General features: G+C 71.1%; 18 protein-coding genes. 11 read left to right on the forward strand and 7 right to left on the reverse strand.

The window, feature by feature from the left end; all coding sequences use genetic code 11:
* The first annotated feature begins 4 nt into the window (after window positions 1-4).
* The 3 genes from OQ02_RS15925 to OQ02_RS15935 all read left to right on the forward strand — a co-directional run bounded on the left by OQ02_RS15925 (window position 5) and on the right by OQ02_RS15935 (window position 4,253).
* On the forward strand, window positions 5-1,759 hold the full coding sequence (locus OQ02_RS15925) for a condensation domain-containing protein (protein ID WP_033439167.1): 1,755 nt from the start codon (window positions 5-7) through the stop codon (window positions 1,757-1,759).
* Window positions 1,760-1,886: 127 nt separating this feature from the next.
* Window positions 1,887-3,077: a serine hydrolase domain-containing protein gene (locus OQ02_RS15930; protein WP_033439168.1), complete on the forward strand. Its 1,191-nt coding sequence runs from the start codon at window positions 1,887-1,889 to the stop codon at window positions 3,075-3,077.
* A gap of 30 nt (window positions 3,078-3,107) precedes the next feature.
* Window positions 3,108-4,253: a glycosyltransferase gene (locus OQ02_RS15935; protein ID WP_033439169.1), complete on the forward strand. Its 1,146-nt coding sequence runs from the start codon at window positions 3,108-3,110 to the stop codon at window positions 4,251-4,253.
* A gap of 463 nt (window positions 4,254-4,716) precedes the next feature.
* On the opposite strand, the gene OQ02_RS15940 is transcribed toward OQ02_RS15935, so the two are convergent.
* From OQ02_RS15940 to OQ02_RS15950, 4 genes are read right to left on the reverse strand one after another with little or no spacing between them, the layout of a single operon-like run.
* Complete coding sequence (locus OQ02_RS15940) at window positions 4,717-5,397, reverse strand: CBS domain-containing protein (protein WP_033439170.1); 681 nt, start codon at window positions 5,395-5,397, stop codon at window positions 4,717-4,719.
* On the reverse strand, window positions 5,390-6,427 hold the full coding sequence (locus OQ02_RS40115; RefSeq protein ID WP_231500053.1) for a DUF4389 domain-containing protein: 1,038 nt from the start codon (window positions 6,425-6,427) through the stop codon (window positions 5,390-5,392). Before OQ02_RS40115 ends, OQ02_RS15940 begins: the two co-directional genes overlap by 8 nt.
* Window positions 6,424-6,783 carry a DUF4389 domain-containing protein gene (locus OQ02_RS45765; protein WP_231500054.1) on the reverse strand — a complete coding sequence of 120 codons (360 nt, stop codon included), beginning with the start codon at window positions 6,781-6,783 and terminating at the stop codon, window positions 6,424-6,426. Before OQ02_RS45765 ends, OQ02_RS40115 begins: the two co-directional genes overlap by 4 nt.
* A complete protein-coding gene (locus OQ02_RS15950; protein WP_033439171.1) occupies window positions 6,780-7,226 on the reverse strand; it encodes a hypothetical protein in 447 nt (148 codons plus the stop codon). The genes OQ02_RS45765 and OQ02_RS15950 overlap by 4 nt, the downstream gene beginning before the upstream one ends.
* A 236-nt stretch (window positions 7,227-7,462) precedes the next feature.
* Between OQ02_RS15950 and OQ02_RS15955 the strand changes: the two genes are divergently transcribed.
* On the forward strand, window positions 7,463-7,954 hold the full coding sequence (locus OQ02_RS15955) for a Gmad2 immunoglobulin-like domain-containing protein (protein ID WP_033439307.1): 492 nt from the start codon (window positions 7,463-7,465) through the stop codon (window positions 7,952-7,954).
* A 475-nt stretch (window positions 7,955-8,429) separates the two neighbouring features.
* Here OQ02_RS15955 and OQ02_RS15960 read toward each other — a convergent pair whose 3' ends face one another.
* Window positions 8,430-8,741 carry a hypothetical protein gene (locus tag OQ02_RS15960; protein ID WP_033439172.1) on the reverse strand — a complete coding sequence of 104 codons (312 nt, stop codon included), beginning with the start codon at window positions 8,739-8,741 and terminating at the stop codon, window positions 8,430-8,432.
* 148 nt (window positions 8,742-8,889) lie between these two features.
* Window positions 8,890-9,423, reverse strand: a complete 534-nt coding sequence (locus OQ02_RS15965; RefSeq protein ID WP_156077069.1) for a hypothetical protein — start codon at window positions 9,421-9,423, stop codon at window positions 8,890-8,892.
* A gap of 152 nt (window positions 9,424-9,575) precedes the next feature.
* On the opposite strand from OQ02_RS15965, the gene OQ02_RS43785 reads away from it, so the two are divergent.
* On the forward strand, window positions 9,576-10,712 hold the full coding sequence (locus OQ02_RS43785) for a hypothetical protein (protein ID WP_156077070.1): 1,137 nt from the start codon (window positions 9,576-9,578) through the stop codon (window positions 10,710-10,712).
* 273 nt (window positions 10,713-10,985) lie between these two features.
* On the opposite strand, the gene OQ02_RS15970 is transcribed toward OQ02_RS43785, so the two are convergent.
* Window positions 10,986-11,570 (reverse strand): CBS domain-containing protein, encoded by a 585-nt coding sequence (locus tag OQ02_RS15970; RefSeq protein WP_033439174.1) that lies wholly within the window; start codon window positions 11,568-11,570, stop codon window positions 10,986-10,988.
* 194 nt (window positions 11,571-11,764) lie between these two features.
* On the opposite strand from OQ02_RS15970, the gene OQ02_RS15975 reads away from it, so the two are divergent.
* The 6 genes from OQ02_RS15975 (at window position 11,765) to OQ02_RS15995 (ending at window position 14,707) form a co-directional block, all read left to right on the forward strand.
* Entirely contained in the window at window positions 11,765-12,760 is a 996-nt protein-coding gene (locus tag OQ02_RS15975) for an Acg family FMN-binding oxidoreductase (protein ID WP_033439308.1), read from the forward strand.
* Window positions 12,761-12,959: 199 nt separating this feature from the next.
* On the forward strand, window positions 12,960-13,184 hold the full coding sequence (locus OQ02_RS15980) for an SHOCT domain-containing protein (protein WP_033439175.1): 225 nt from the start codon (window positions 12,960-12,962) through the stop codon (window positions 13,182-13,184).
* 75 nt (window positions 13,185-13,259) lie between these two features.
* Window positions 13,260-13,529, forward strand: coding sequence for a DUF1876 domain-containing protein (locus tag OQ02_RS15985; protein ID WP_033439176.1), 270 nt, complete (start codon window positions 13,260-13,262; stop codon window positions 13,527-13,529).
* 19 nt (window positions 13,530-13,548) lie between these two features.
* Window positions 13,549-13,692 (forward strand): DUF4342 domain-containing protein, encoded by a 144-nt coding sequence (locus OQ02_RS42415; RefSeq protein ID WP_081915678.1) that lies wholly within the window; start codon window positions 13,549-13,551, stop codon window positions 13,690-13,692.
* A gap of 64 nt (window positions 13,693-13,756) precedes the next feature.
* Window positions 13,757-14,074 carry a hypothetical protein gene (locus OQ02_RS15990; protein WP_156077071.1) on the forward strand — a complete coding sequence of 106 codons (318 nt, stop codon included), beginning with the start codon at window positions 13,757-13,759 and terminating at the stop codon, window positions 14,072-14,074.
* Between the two features lie 30 nt (window positions 14,075-14,104).
* Complete coding sequence (locus OQ02_RS15995) at window positions 14,105-14,707, forward strand: DoxX family membrane protein (protein ID WP_033439177.1); 603 nt, start codon at window positions 14,105-14,107, stop codon at window positions 14,705-14,707.
* Window positions 14,708-14,811 lie beyond the last annotated feature (104 nt).

Here is a 14,811-nt window from a genome sequence, read left to right on the forward strand (position 1 = left end):
CGGGATGAGCACCTCGACCGACACCGGTCAGCGCCGGCGGCGCACGCGGCTCACGCCCGTCGACGCCATCCAGGTCGGCTTCACCGGATCGCGTGCGGCCGAAGGACCCGTCACCCTCGGCCAGCTCAACACCATGCAGTGGTTGCAGGACGACGACGACCACATCGCCGCGTTCCTGCGCGTCGAGCTGCCCGTGCCCGGCGGGAAGTCCGTGGACGACGTGGCCGAGACGGCCGCCGTGCTCGTGGCCAGGCACGAATCCCTGCGGACCACCTACCTCCGGGGCGAGGAACCCCGTCAGGTGGTCGCGGCGACCGGCACGTTCACGCTCCACGTGTGCTCCCTCGGCGAGGGCACGTGGGGGCCTCGCGACCGCTCGGCGGTGGCCGTGAGGCTGCTCTCGTGGTTGCGGGAACGGCGCGACACGGCCGCCACCACGCTGCGGATGGCGGTGGCCACCGACGAGCACGGCACGGTCATCGCCTGCGTCGCGGGGTTCTCGCACCTGGCCGTCGACTTCGGCTCCATCGAGGTGCTCAAGCGCGAGTTCGCCGAGATGCTCGCGCACCCGGACCGCCGGCACGTGGGCGAACCCCGCCACCAGCCGCTGGACCAGGCCGAGCTGGAGGCGACGCCTGCCGAGCGACGGCGGACCCGCGCGGCGAACGACTACGTCCGCGAACTGGCCCGGCGGCAACCCCGCTGCCTGCTCGCGCTGCCGGGGGCCAGGCCGTCCGGCGAGCCGCTGGCGGTGGAGCTGTCGTCCCCGGCCGCCGCGATGGCGGTGCGACAGGTGGCGGCACGCACCCGGTCCAGCCGGTCTTCCGTCGTGCTCGCCGCGACGTGCGCGGTGATCGCGCGGCGCACCGGCTACCGCGAGCTGGTGTTCCCGTCGCTGTCGAGCAACCGCTTCGACCGCCACCTGGTCGACTTCGTCGGTTCCCTGGCTCAGGGCAACCTCGTCGCCATTGAGGTCGGCGACCGGAGCTTCGACGCGCTGGTCAAGCACACGTGGGCCGCGGTGCTGGAGGCGAGCAGGCACGCCCGGTACGACGGCGTCGAGCGTGGCTCGGAGGACGAGCGGATCCAGCACGAACGGGGGATGCACTTCCTCTACGACCCGTTGTTCAACAGCCTCATGCACGAGTCGTGGTCCGGGGTCACCGCGGGCGTCAAGCACCGGCCGGAGGAGATCACCGCCGCGCTGCGGCAGACGGAACTGCGAGCGCGTCCCGTGCCCCACAACGGAACACCGGTGCGGTTCGGCCTGGACGAAGTGGACAGTCGGGTCCGGCTCGACCTGTGGAGCGCGGACACCGGGCTGGTGCCCCGAGCCGAGGTGGAGTCGCTGTTGCTGGCCGTCGAGCGCGTGCTGGTCGGTGCGGCAGGCCAGGACCTCGACGCCTCGCGCCTCCGCGAGGTCACCGGCCTGGACCCCATCGCCCGCCCGCCCGACTGGGTGCTGGTCGACTCGTGCTGGGTCGACCTCGCCGAGGTGCAACAACTGCTGGGCGAAGCCCTGGCGCCGTCGACGGCCCGCGTCTTCGGCTCGGTCGACGGCCGGGACCTGGTCGCCTACCTGACCGTGACCGACGCCGTGCGGACACCCGAACAGGCCCACGCCCGTTGCCTGGCCGCGCTGCCCGACCGCCTCAACGCCCTCGCCCCACGCCACTACATCCTGTGCCCCACCGCCCCGTCCGACGCGACGGACCCCGCCGCGTGGCCGGAACCCCTCACCACCGGCACCGGGCGTTGAGCACTGGAAGCCCTGGCCCGGGACTGGCGCCGGGGTCAGGGACCGGACGCCGACCCGGCGTCGTCGCGGAAGGTCACGTCGTCGCGCGACAGGCGACGTGCGGACGGATGGGATGAGGTGGGGGCGAATGGGCACCGGTGGCTTCTCGTCGAAGCGGCTGGCCCGGGTGCGGGAGCTGCTGGAGCTCCAGGTCGAGTCCGGCTTCGTGCCCGGCGCGGTGGCCGTTCTCGCCCGCCACGGCCAGGTGCACGTCGAAGCAACGGGCACGCTGGCGTTCGAGGGCGCGGGCTCGGGGACGCCGATGGCGGCCGACACGATCTGCCGCACGGCCTCGATGACCAAGCCGCTGGTCGCCGCGTGCGCGATGACGCTCGTCGACGACGGCACCCTGCGCCTCGACGACCCGGTCGACGACCTCCTCCCGGAGCTGTCGGACATGACCGTGCTCGCCGATCCCCGGGGTCCGCTGGACGAAACCGTTGCGGCACAACGCCCGATCACGCTGCGGGACCTGCTGACGTACACCTGCGGCATCGGCATGATGCCGATCGGCCCGGGGAAGGTCCCGATCTTCGACGCGCTCAACGCACTCGACTACTCGTCACCGGACGCGTGGATGCGCGGGCTGGGCGAACTTCCGCTCGTCCACCAGCCGGGTGAGCGCTGGATGTACGACACCGCCTCCAACGTGACCGGCGTGCTCATCGCCAGGGCCACCGGGGTGTCCTTCGGGGACGCCATCCGTGACCGGCTCTGCGATCCGCTCGGCATGAAGGACACCGCCTTCAGCGTGAGCGGCGACGACATCGCCCGCGTGGCCACGGCGTACCACCGCGACAACGCGGCCACCGGCGAGCCGGTCGTGGACGACGGCCCCGACGGGCGGTGGAGCCGACCGCCGGTGTTCGAATCCGGTGGCGGCGGACTCGTCTCGACCGCCCAGGACTACTTCGCCTTCGCTTCGGCCCTGCTGGCCGGCGGCTCCCACCACGGCCGGCGGGTCCTCTCGCGAGCGTCGGTCACGCTGTTGACCAGCGACCACCTGACCCCGGCGCAGAAGGCAGCCTCCGGGTTCTGGCCGGGGTTCTTCAACGAGATGGGCTGGGGTCTCGGGATGTCGGTCCTGACCCGCCGCAGCGGGGTCGGCCCGTCGGTCGGCAGCTACGGGTGGTCCGGCTTCTACGGCACCGCCTGGTACAACGATCCCGCCGAGGACCTGACGGCGGTCTTCTTCATGCAGCGCGGGCACTCCGGCGACCAGAGGTTGCCTATGTGGCACGATTTGTGGACCGCCACCTACCACGCGATCGACAACTGACCCGTGCGGTCGGACACTAGGCTCTGAACCGTGCGAATCCTCTTCTCCAGCCTCGGCTTGTACGGGCACACCTTCCCCCTGCTGCCGCTCGCCGTCGCCGCGCGGGAGCTCGGCCACGACGTCCACTACTTCACCGGCAAGCTGTTCGCGGATGTCCTGGCCTCACAAGGCATCGAGCACATCCCGGGCGGCATGTCGCCGCGCAAGGCTTACGAGTCCGCCATCGCGGGTGCCAGGCCCGGGACGCCGAGCGACGTCGACGCCGAGCGGGTCGCGTTCACGTTCGCCTCGGTGCTGCCCCGCAGCTTCGCCACCGACCTCGGGCCGATCCTCGCCGAGCGCAAGCCGGACCTGGTCGTGCACGAGTTCGGCAACCCCGGCGCGGGACTGGCCGCGGACGTCGCGGGCGTGCCCGCGCTGTGCCACTCGTACGGTCGGATGTGGCAGGAGCCCGACTTCGCCGAGCCCGCGCGCGACTACCTCACCGCCCTCGGCGCGGAGCTGGGCGTCGAGGTGCCCCGGACCGACTCCATGACGCTGGGTCACCCGTACCTCGACATCTGCCCGCCTTCGGTGCAGAACCCGGCGTTCCTGGCCTCGTCGGCGCACCGGATCCCGTTGCGGCCGGTGGCGTTCGCCGCGCCGGGCGAGTTGCCGTCGTGGGTCGTGGAGCACCGGGAACCCTTGGTGTACCTGACGTTGGGCACGGCGTTCAGCGAGGCGGCGCTGTTGCGCACGGCCATCGACGGCCTGGCGGCGGTGGGCGCGAGGGTGCTCGTGTCCGGCGGGCTGAAGGTCGATCCGGCGGCGCTGAGCGAACTGCCGGACAACGTCGTGGTGCTGCCGTGGGTGCCCCAGGCCGACTTGCTGCCCCACGCGGACCTCGTGGTCCACCACGGCGGCGCGGGCACCACGTTGGGCACGTTGGGCGCGGGCGTGCCGCAGCTCGTCCTACCGCAGGCGGCCGACCAGTTCAACAACGCCGAGGTGGTGACCGAGGCCGGGCTGGGCGACCACCTCCTGGCCGCGGACGTGACCGCCGAGGCGATCACGACCAAGGCGCGGCGGCTGCTCACCGACGAGGCCGTGCGCGACGCGGCCCGCGCGATGGCCGCCGAGGTGGCCGCGATGCCGTCGCCGCACGACGTGGCCCGGACGCTGCCCGACTACGCCTGAACAAGGGCCGTGCCCGCCTCAGAGTGTGCCCGGACGGGTACGGCGTCGGGCGGCGCGGTGACGTCTTCCTGTGCACCGAAGACGTTGACATCGAACAACTCGGCGGACTCCGGACCGACTACGACGAGGACCGGATCACGGTTTCCCCTGCGGACCGGGAGGACCTCGTGAACGGAACCCCCGAGGACACCCGTTCTCACCGTCCCCGCCGAACCGCTCTACGGGCAGGTGCACCCCACTCGAACGGTTCAACTCACCACATGGACCCGGCAGAGGCGGCCCTGCACACCGGATCGGCGAGGTGCCGGCCGCCCACGAGCAGCCCGAGCGTGAACGCCGCCATCGCCGACGAACGCCTCGGCCGGTCCCGACACGCCGAAGGCACCGTCCTCGCGCAGCCTCCGGGCGGCCTCGGTCGAGGTAAGTCCGCCCGTGGTGCGCTCCGCCGCGTCCGGCACCGCCGTCACCCGATCCGGTGACTGGTGTCGGTGTCGTCCCAGCTGTAGGACAGGTGGTCGTGGACGTCGACCACGCCGGGCAGGGCCTGGGTGAGGCGGCGTGCGATGTCGGCTTCGCTGCGGCGTTCGATCGTGCCGCGCAGCGTGACCACGCCGTCGACCACTTCGACCTCGACCGCCGTGGGCTTCACCCACAACGTCCGCTGCATGACGTCCCGGATGATGGTGCGGCGCAGCTCCTCGTCGCCGCGCAGGAACACCTTCAGCAGGTCGCGGCGGGACAGGACGCCGACAAGCCTGCCGTCTGCGTCCACGACGAACAACCGGCGCACACCCTCCACCGCCAGCTTGCGCGCGGCGGCGCTCGCGGGCTCGTCCGGCCCGATGGTGATGACCGGGGTGGTCATGACGTCGGCCGCGGTGGTGCCGTGTGCCTGTCGCCAGCGCTGCCTGGTGTCGCGGCGGGCGAACACCGACGGTCCGGGTTCGGTGCCGCCCCGGTACTCCTCCTTGGGCAGCAGGTCGGCCTCCGACACCACGCCGACCGGTCGGCCGTCGGTGTCCACCACCGGCACGGCGCTGAACGCACCGTCGGCCAGGATGGCGACGACCTCCTTGAACGGGGTGCCGCCATCGACCTTCACCACCTCGCGGGTCATCAGCGAGACGACATCAGGTTCACGCATGGGTTTCTCCTTCGATCGTGGTGCGGACGGGCGCCGTCGGTCTGGTCGGTCGGCTCGGTCGGCTCGGTCGGGTCGCGGCGAACAGCACCGATCCGCCGCCGAGGAACAGCAGCAGCACGCCGCCGCCGAGCGCCGTCCACGCCGCGGGCGCGAGCGCGGGCAGGGTCGCGGTGGCCACGAGAGTCGTGTCGACCGCACGCGAGCCGTCGGCGTTCATCACCACCGCGGTCCAGTCGCCGGGCCGCGCGGCCCAGGTGAGCGAGCCGTACCCGGAAACCACCCAGAACGGCTGGGCGTGCGGCGGCCCGGCGGGGGCGGTACCCGCGCTGTGCCGGTGCAGGGCCTGATCGCCGAAACCGCTCACGCGGTCGCGGTCGACACCGGCCAGGTAGCGGGCGACGTCGGCGCTGGGGCCGATGCCGACGAACGCGTCGGGGTCGACCCGCAGGCCGATCGTGCCGAGCCAGTCCTCACCGACCGCCCAGCCCGCCTCGGTCCAGTGCATCTCGGCGGTGCCGAGCTCCACCGCGTACCCGGTGCTGCGCACGGTCTGCGCAGGCGCGGTGACCGCGCCCGTCGCGTCGCGCTGGGTCTGGTCGGCCCACAGGCCGAGCGCCCCGGCCGCCGACAGCCCGGTTCCGGCGAGCAGCAACAGGACGCCGATCACCGCCGGGACGACACGGCCCACGGTGCCGCCCGGCGGCGCGGGAGAAGGTGGCACGCCGAGCGCGGTGACACCGGGTTCGTCGCCGCCGGTGTCGAACCGCAACGGCGGGTAGGCGTCGGTCATCAGGCCCACGTACGCCGCGACGCGCAGCGCCCAGCGGTCCATGCCCAACACGAAGTCGAACACACCTCGCGGGTAGCGACCGGTGAACAACAGCACCACACCGGCGATCAGCACGAGCAGGCCGACCAACCCACCAGCCGGGCTGTACGCCCACTCCCCCGCCCGGAAGGCCAGGTAGCCGCCACCACCGAAGAAGACCCCCACGATGAGCAGGTGCGGGACGGCCAACAGCCACTTCACCAGCACCAGGCCGCGCGAGAGCCGCTCGGGGTAGGCGATGTCCAGCGTCGCCGGGTAGTCCGGCTCCTCCCCAGGCTGAACGGCGGATACCGGTCGGTCGCCAGCGCGCCGAACGAGTAGTACGCGACCCGCCACGTCCAACGCAGCACACCGAGCGCGAAGTCGAACAGCGGACGCGGGTAACGGCCCGTGATCAGGACCGCGGCGAACGCGACCACGCTCACCGCGCCGAACGCCACCCAGAGGAAGGCCAGCACGAAGCAGTGCGGGACCACCAGCAGCCACTTCACCAGCCACAGCCAGCGGTTGGGCGCCGGGTCGAACCGGCCGTGCACGCGAACGGGACAGGTGGTCATGCCAACGTCCTCCAGCCGGGCTCGACAGCAGCCCACTCGGTCCTCCACAGATCCCGCAGTCGGGTGTGCGCCGAGCGGACCAGCACGTATCCGAGCGCCATCGCGCCGCCGAGCGCGATCCACGAGCCCATCGCCGCTGCCGTCGCCATGACGACCGCGCCTTCCACCACTTTTGAGGCGACGATCGCGGTGCCGCCGCTCGGCGAGCCGGACGCGTCGACCGACAAAGCCGCTTTCCCCGAGTAACAGGTGCGCGTCTGCTCCTCGGACCGCGCGGCTCGCGTCGCGTACACCTCCGACCCGATCACCGCGACGATCGGCAGTTCGAGCAGCGCCACCGCGACCGAGGCGACCGCGACGGCACCTCCGAGCCGGTCGTCGAGCGAGTTGCGCCCGGCGCAGGCCCGGTGTGCCGGTCCTCCAAGGCTTGACCGCGTGTCCATGTCCCGCCCTCCTCGCCCGCTTCGGCACCCCTGAGGTTCGTCCGATCCGGCGCCGGACCACAGAGTCGTTGGTCGTCACGACGGTCCCTGGTCGACCGGGACCTCCGGCCCTGAGTCATCAGCGCCCAACGGCAGCTCCCGCCTGCTGTCACCAATACGGGTGACGCGCCGGTGCGCGGCGGACATCGCTCGTTCCGCCGAATACGCTGCCGACACCGACGGAGGGAGGCGTGGCCATGTCGATCGACGTGCAGCAACCGAAGGCGCACGACCTGGTGGGCAACGACATCCGGATCGGCGGGACGGCCGGTGGGGCGTTCGAGGCAGGCTTCAACTACCGGGTCCACGAGGGCCACGACGAGGTGACCGGCTTCTTCATGGCCGGCGACGGTGTCGGCGGGCACAGCCAGTTCCAGCTCAGCGTGGACGTGTCGGGCGCGAGCTTCACGCTCCCCCGGCTGTTCGTGGAGGTCTTCCACGTCTCGCCGAAGGACGGCGAGGAGTTGGACAAGGTGATCGTGCCCGTGGTCCTCGGGCCGAAGATCGTCCCCGGCTACCGGGTCTACCTTGAGCACGTCGTCCAACCCGGCGAGACGCTGTGGGCGCTGTCGACCCTCTACTACGGCGCGGGCAACCTCTACCAACGCCTCGTAGCCGCGAACCCGGCGACCATCACCGACCCCGACGTGATCCACCCCGGGGACATCATCCGGGTGCCACAGGGGTGATGCGAGCCGCTCGGTGACCGGCAGCGCGAGCGCCTCACCGCGTCGTTCCCCCGACCGCCACCGCGACCCGACGCTCCTCGTCATCGGCACGGTGGCCGCCCACAGACCCGCCATGAACGACTGGTCGAACCGCGAATCAATCCCGGTCAACAGCACGGCGCCCGGCCGCCTGCCTCGCCTTATCCCCCGGCTTCCACCCGACCGGCGCAGCATCACACTGCGTTACGACATCGACGGAACGACTCACCGACCACAGATCGGTGGGACTACGAACTGCACCCGCCGGGCTGGCTGGCGTACGGCGCTACTGCTTCAGCCCACGCAGGTGACTGATGCCGGCGGTCGCAGGCGCTGGGGCCGGCCCGATTCGACTCCGGGCCGGCCCCAGCGGTGGAGTGATGCTGTGAGCACACCGGTGCAGGGCCTGTTGGGGATCGGGGGTTCGAGATGATCCACCGACGAGGCCGTGACGGTGCTACAGCTTGCGGACGAGGTCGCGGTTCACCCAGCCGATGTCGTCGGCGGCGGCGTCGGTTGCGACTGCCAGGTACTCGCGGTTCTCAGTCTGGTTGTAGTAAGTCCAGTCGCAGTAGCCACCGACCACGTCGCCTCGGTACTTGTACTTCAGCCGGGTGCTGGAGTTGGTCGGCAGTTCCCACACGGAGATCCTGTCGGCGGTTACCTGGTACTGGCAGTTGGCGACGGTCGCCGCGTGAGCGGTCGGCGCTGTTGCCAGGATGCCGGTGGTGGCGATTGTCATCAGTAGTGCGGTCGCGGTCTTGTGCATGACAACGTTCCTTCCTGGTAGGGGTGGGTCGTCGAGGGTGTCCCGATGTGTCGGCCGTGGGCCCGGTGGCCGAAGGCCGGGTGTGCCGGGACTCGGCTGGTCCGGTCGGCACCGGATCCCGTCTCGTCGGTCACCGCTCGGGAGATGGTCAGCCGCGTCGGGGGGCGGCCTCCGGGCCGTTCCACTTCACGTAGTGCGTGGTGCTGCTTGAGGGCGGGGTGGTGTTCGCCTGGCTGGAGGCGGCGAAGTGGTTGAGCCGTACGTGAGTGATCGTGAGGCCGCCGCCGACACCGCGGGTCTGCTGGTAGCGCTGGCCGACGATGTTCTTGAACGAGGTGATCTGCAGCGGAGGCAGTCCGTGCCACTTGCCGTCGCTGCGCCGGGTTCCGACGAAGAACACCACGGTCGCTCCCGGGGTGAGACGGCGGCCGTCGAGGTAGACGGTGTGGATGGCACGCACGTAGCCGCCGCACCGGTAGAGCTCGGAGTTCACCCGCATGTAGTACGTGTAGTGGCCGATGACGTTGTGGTCCCAGTTCGTCTCGGCGACCGCGAACGGGGTGGATGCGCATCGGTCGCCAGCCGCGGCCTGGGCACTCGCTCCTGCCGTGGTCATGGCGAGCGCGGCCAGGATCGCGACCACCGGCCTCCACATCGGGTGGGGTTTCGGTCGAATCTGCATCAGCGAGAGTCCTCTCCTCGTCGAGCGTGGGCACTCCCGAACGAAGCGCCCACCGAGAGGGTGGCCTGGCATCGCCGCAGGTAGGAAGCGAGTCGCGCGCGAGTCGCGCCACCGCGTGCGCCTCGCGTCCCGTGACCAGGACAATGCCTTGAGTGACGAACCAGCGAAGCGACGATCCGGAGGCCGAGTTCTCGGCACGGTTCCGCGCGGCGGTCGAAGCCTGGGCGGCGACGCGGCCGGACCGACCGAACCCAGGCCGATGGCCCGCCCTGATCAGTGATCTGGCCGCCGAGCTGCACGACGAGAACATCGGCGAAAGCACCGTACGAGGCTGGCTCGATGAACAACCGCGCCCACGCCTGCCCCGCTTCGACAAGCAGTTCGACATCGTGCTGCGCGTTCTCGGTCTCCGTCTCGACGACGACTGGAGCCAGGCACTCGCCCGCGCCCGCGCCGCACGTTCAGACCGGAAAGGAACAACCCCACCACCAACGGCTGACCCACGCCAGGAGCCCACACCCGGCGACGCTGTATCCGGCGGCATCAGCGGCCACGACGGTCCGGCAATCGTGTTCGATCATGCAGACACGGACGGGCAGCAACGAAACCAACCGGATGATCCAGCCCTCGTACCAGAGGGCGGGGTGACGTCGGCCGGGATGCGAGCGGTACCGGGCGGAGCGCGCTCCGGCATCCGTCGCGCTCAACGACGATTAGGGCCCTCCCGGTGGCGGGTGGGCGTTGTGACGGTCGGGGCCGTAGCGGCGATGAGCGCCGGTGTTGCGCTGCTCATCGGATCCGGTGATATGAACACTTCAGACGACCCGATCGACAGCTCCACGGCAGCTCCATCGCCCAAGCAACCGGACGGAGCCATCAGCCGGGCGTCGGACAGGCCAGGCGGGGGCGTGCCCTGCCATCGCGGCACATCGGCCAGCCCCCCAGCGCAGTCCGTCCCACGCCCGACTGCCTACGCCCCCGGCGGCGCGGGACACGCCGAACTGTTCCTCGATCAGCGCCGCATAGTTGTAACCGATGGTCTCGGTGACGGCTGCTCAGTCATCCTCACCGTTCGCGCCGGCGGTATTGAAGCCGGGCCATGGGCCAACAGCAGCGGCAAGACCGGCAAGGTCAAGAACGGCGCCCCCACTCCGCCCAAGATCGTCGATCTGCCCTGGCTGGACCCCGCTCAGCGACTGGACTTCCGCGTCTGCATCGGCGAGGTGATCAATGGCGCCCCCACCTACCTGGAAGAAGACTGTGGCTCGTGGGCCGGCGTCAACCGATAACCGGGAATTCCTGTGTCTGCAGCGGTTCGTCAAGCGGTTCACCCGTGAGCTCGACCCGCCTCGTCAGGACCCCCAACTCAGGCATGCCGCAGGTTCGCGCCACAAGGTGCTGACGAGCCACGCCGGCAGGAGGCCGCCCTGGCCTGGGGTGCTCTTCAGCGGAGATGACGTACGGCGAGAATCTGGTGGTGATGGCGTGTGCACGTCTCGACCTCCTCCAGTGTCCGAGCTCGTCCAGGTTCACCAGGACGGAGTGCGGGCGCAGCACCGCGCTCAGTCGGTCTCGGCCTTCGACAGGACGGCCATCCGCAGGTCGATGCCGGCGATGCCGGGGACGGTGCGGACGAGCGCGGTGACCACGCGGCGTTCGGCTTCGTCGTCGAACTGACCGGTCACGACGACCCGGCCGTCGCTCACGTCGACCTCCCAGCGGCGGGTGCGGCTGTAGGCGGTGAGGAGCCGGTCGACGCGGGCGGCGAGGACGTCGTCGGCGGGAGTGAGGATGCGCAACAGGTCACCGCGGCTCACCACGCCGACCACCGCACCCCTGGCGTCCGCCACGGGCAGGCAACGCAGCCGCTGTCCCAGCATCGCGCTCGCCAACTCGGTGGGCGTGGCGGTGAGCGGTGCGCTCGTGACCGTCGTCGTCATCACCTGTCCGACGGTCGTCGCGGCTCCGTGTTCGAGGTTGGCGAGCAGCAGGTCCGAGGCGGACACGATGCCGACCAGCAGCCCGCCCGGTCCCACGACGGGAAGTGCGGAGAAGCCGTGGTCGACCAGGATGGCGCTCGCGGCGCGCATCGTGGTGGACGGTTCGACCGTGTAGACGGGCCGGGTCATCACATCTGCGGCGTTCATACCCCGCAACGGTCCGCGCCCCCGTGGGCTGTCGGCAGTGCGCATGGCCCCTCCCTGTCGGTGTCTTTGGTCCCGAGCCCCCGGCGCGACACGTCGGTCCCTGGCGGGTCGGGACCTCCGACCCTGCGGACGACCTGCCGCCGGTGCCACCGTCGAAGGCGAACCGCAGCAACCACAGCCTGGAGGTGCCTCGGATGGACCGCAGCCGGCCGGACGAAGAGACGATCACGGCGGCGGTGGCCCTGGCCTGCCGCGCGCCCTCGGTGCACAACACCCAACCGTGGCGTTGGCGGGTCGGCGACCGCAGCGTGCACCTGTACGCGGACCCGTCCCGCCAGTTGCCGGCCACCGACCCGCTCGGCGCGGACCTGCTGCTCAGCTGCGGCGCCGCGCTGCACCACCTGCGCGTGGCGCTGGCGGCGCTCGGGTGGCGCGCGGTGGTCCACCGGCTGCCCAACCCGGCGGAGCCCGAGCACCTCGCGGCGGTGGAGTTCGCGCGACGGGAGCCGACCGACGCCGACGTGGCGATGGCCACCGCGATCCCGCACCGCCGCACCGACCGCCGTCGCTTCTCGTCCTGGGAGCTGCCCCGGCCGGTGCTGGACCGGCTGGCCGAGCGCGCCGTTGAGGAAGGCGCCATCGCCCACGAGGTGACCGGCACCCGTGACCTCTTCGACATCGCCTCCGCGATCCGCGCCGCCGCGGCCGTCCAGGACGCCGACCCCGTCTACCGGGCCGAGGTCCGATGGTGGAGCGGCGGCCACGCGGCCGTCGACGGCGTGCCCGCCGCCAACGCGCCGTCCGGCGCACCCCGGCACGGCGACGTCCGACTCCGCGAGTTCCCCGGCGGAGTGCTCCTCGACGAGCAGGCCGACGAGTCGGCGGACGACGGCGCGTCGCTGCTGCTCCTGGCCACGTCCTCGGACGACCGGCTGTCGGTCCTGCGCGCCGGCGAAGCCATGAGCGCCGTGCTGCTGGAGGCGACCGCGGCCGGCCTGGCGACGTCACCGCTCAGCCAGCCGCTGGAGGTCGCCGAGACCAGGGACCGGCTGCGAGTCGAGGTGCTGGACGGCATCTCCTGCCCGCAGATCCTGCTGCGCGTCGGCTGGGCCGCGTTCAACGCCGACCCGCTGCCGCCCACGCCCCGCCGGCCTCTCACCGAGCTCATCGACCAGTGGGAAACGGCATGAAGCTTCGCCGGCCCTTCCACCGAGCGGCGACGGTCCTCCGCCCGCTTCGTGGTGGGGGCGCGTGCTCGCACCGCCCGTCGGGCCGCACCGCTGTGCGAGGTCGACTGCGACCAGGTCTTCTGCCCTTCTCATCGAGGACCTTCGGCTGCATCGCGGGTGGTGGGCGAATGAGCTACTGGGGATGAGGAAAGGAGCGGTCATGCACTGGTACAACGGGTTCGGCGTCGGCTACGGCACCGTGATGATGACTGTGATCGGGCTGTTGTTGCTGCTGGGTGCCGCGATCACGATCGCCGCGCTGGCGATGCGCCGCACGCCGGACGACCAGGGTTCCGCCGAGCGCATCCTGGAAGCGCGGCTGGCCAGGGGCCAGATCGACGCGGACGAGTTCCGGCGGGTGCGCGACCTCTTGCGGACCCGGTGAGCGAAGACCGACCTCCCGGTCGAGGTGATCCGTCGCGACTGCGGATCGCGCGGCCGACGTTCCGGAGGAGGACCGATGAGAGAGACCAAGCAGTGGCGCGTCGACATCACCATCGACGAGCACGACGACAAGACCAGGGCGAAGGCCCGCCTGCGCACGCGCGACGACACGCACCTGGTCGGTGTGGGCACAGCGAGGCTGAACCCCGCTGACACCGACATTCCCGAGATCGGCGACGAGCTCGCCACCGCGAGGGCGCTGTCCGACCTCGCGCACCGACTCCTCGACGCCGCGACAGCCGACATCGAGGCCGTCACCCACCAGCCGACGCACCTGCCCAGGTGACCGGGCACGAAGATCCGCTATGACCGAGCAACCGGAAGCCCGGAAGACCACGCGCCGGCGCGGGCAAGCGCTCGCCGAGAAGGTCGAGGACCTGCTCCACGAGGGCGATGCCCGACGTCTCGTCATCAAGGACGACGGCCACACCGTGATGGAGATCCCGTGACGGCAGGCGTCGCCGCCGCCGTCGTGAGCCACCGAAGCCCTGATCGTTCGACGTGGACGAGACGATGACGAGCACATCGATCCGACCGTCCGTCACGGCGGGACCACGTGTCGGCTACCTGGTCGGCGCGGTGGTCGACGTGGTGCTGCTGATCCTGGTCAACGCGTCCCCTGGATGGCCTGCCGTCCCGTTCCTCACCGACGACGCTGTCGAGGTGGTGGTGTGGGTCAATGTCGGCCTGGGCCTCGGCGTCGTCGTCAACACGCTCTGCGCGCTGTTCCCCCGACGACCCGTGACGACGGTCCACCGGGACGCTGCCGGAGTCCTCCGTCGATCAGGGACCTTCGCCCGCGTCGCACAGCGCCCGTCGACGCGACGCTGATCTCGAGACGAGCACAAGAGGAGAGCAGCCATGACAACGTTCAGCCAGTCCGGTGCCAAGGCAGGCGCCACGACAGGGGCGACAGCCCTTGCGACCGCCACGACCGCGGTCCGCGCAGACGCCAGAGCCGTCGTTCTCGCGGTCCTGCGGGTCACGATGGGGTTCGTGTTCCTGTGGGCGTTCCTCGACAAGCTGTTCGGCTTGGGCTACGCCACCAAGTCGGCCAACGCGTGGGTCAACGGCGGTTCGCCCACCAAGGGGTTCCTCAGCCGGGTCGCGGTCGGCCCGTTCGAGTCCACCTTCCACGCCATCGCCGGCACCTGGTGGGCCGACTGGCTCTTCATGCTCGGCCTGCTCGCGATCGGCATCGCCGTCATCGCCGGGATCGGCCTGCGCATCGCCGCCATCGCCGGCAGCCTCATGATGCTGCTCATGTGGGCCGCCGAGTGGCCGCCGGCCCGGTTCACCTCGACGGGCGAGCCGAGCATGTCGACCAACCCGGTCATCGACTACCACATCGTCTACGCCGTGGCGCTGATCGCCATCGCCCTCGCCGGCGCGGGCGCGACCTGGGGCCTCGGCCGCTGGTGGGCGACCCTGCCGGTGGTCCGCGACCACACCTGGCTGCGGTGACGTCCTCCGAGCGGGCGGGCCCGGACGGGTCCGCCCGCTCCGACGCGTCCGCGTGGCGCGATGAAGACATCCCTGATCGCCGCCGGAAGTCCCGTCTCCACGGT

Origin of the sequence: Saccharothrix sp. NRRL B-16314, assembly GCF_000716595.1 — a bacterium.
Lineage (GTDB): Bacteria > Actinomycetota > Actinomycetes > Mycobacteriales > Pseudonocardiaceae > Actinosynnema.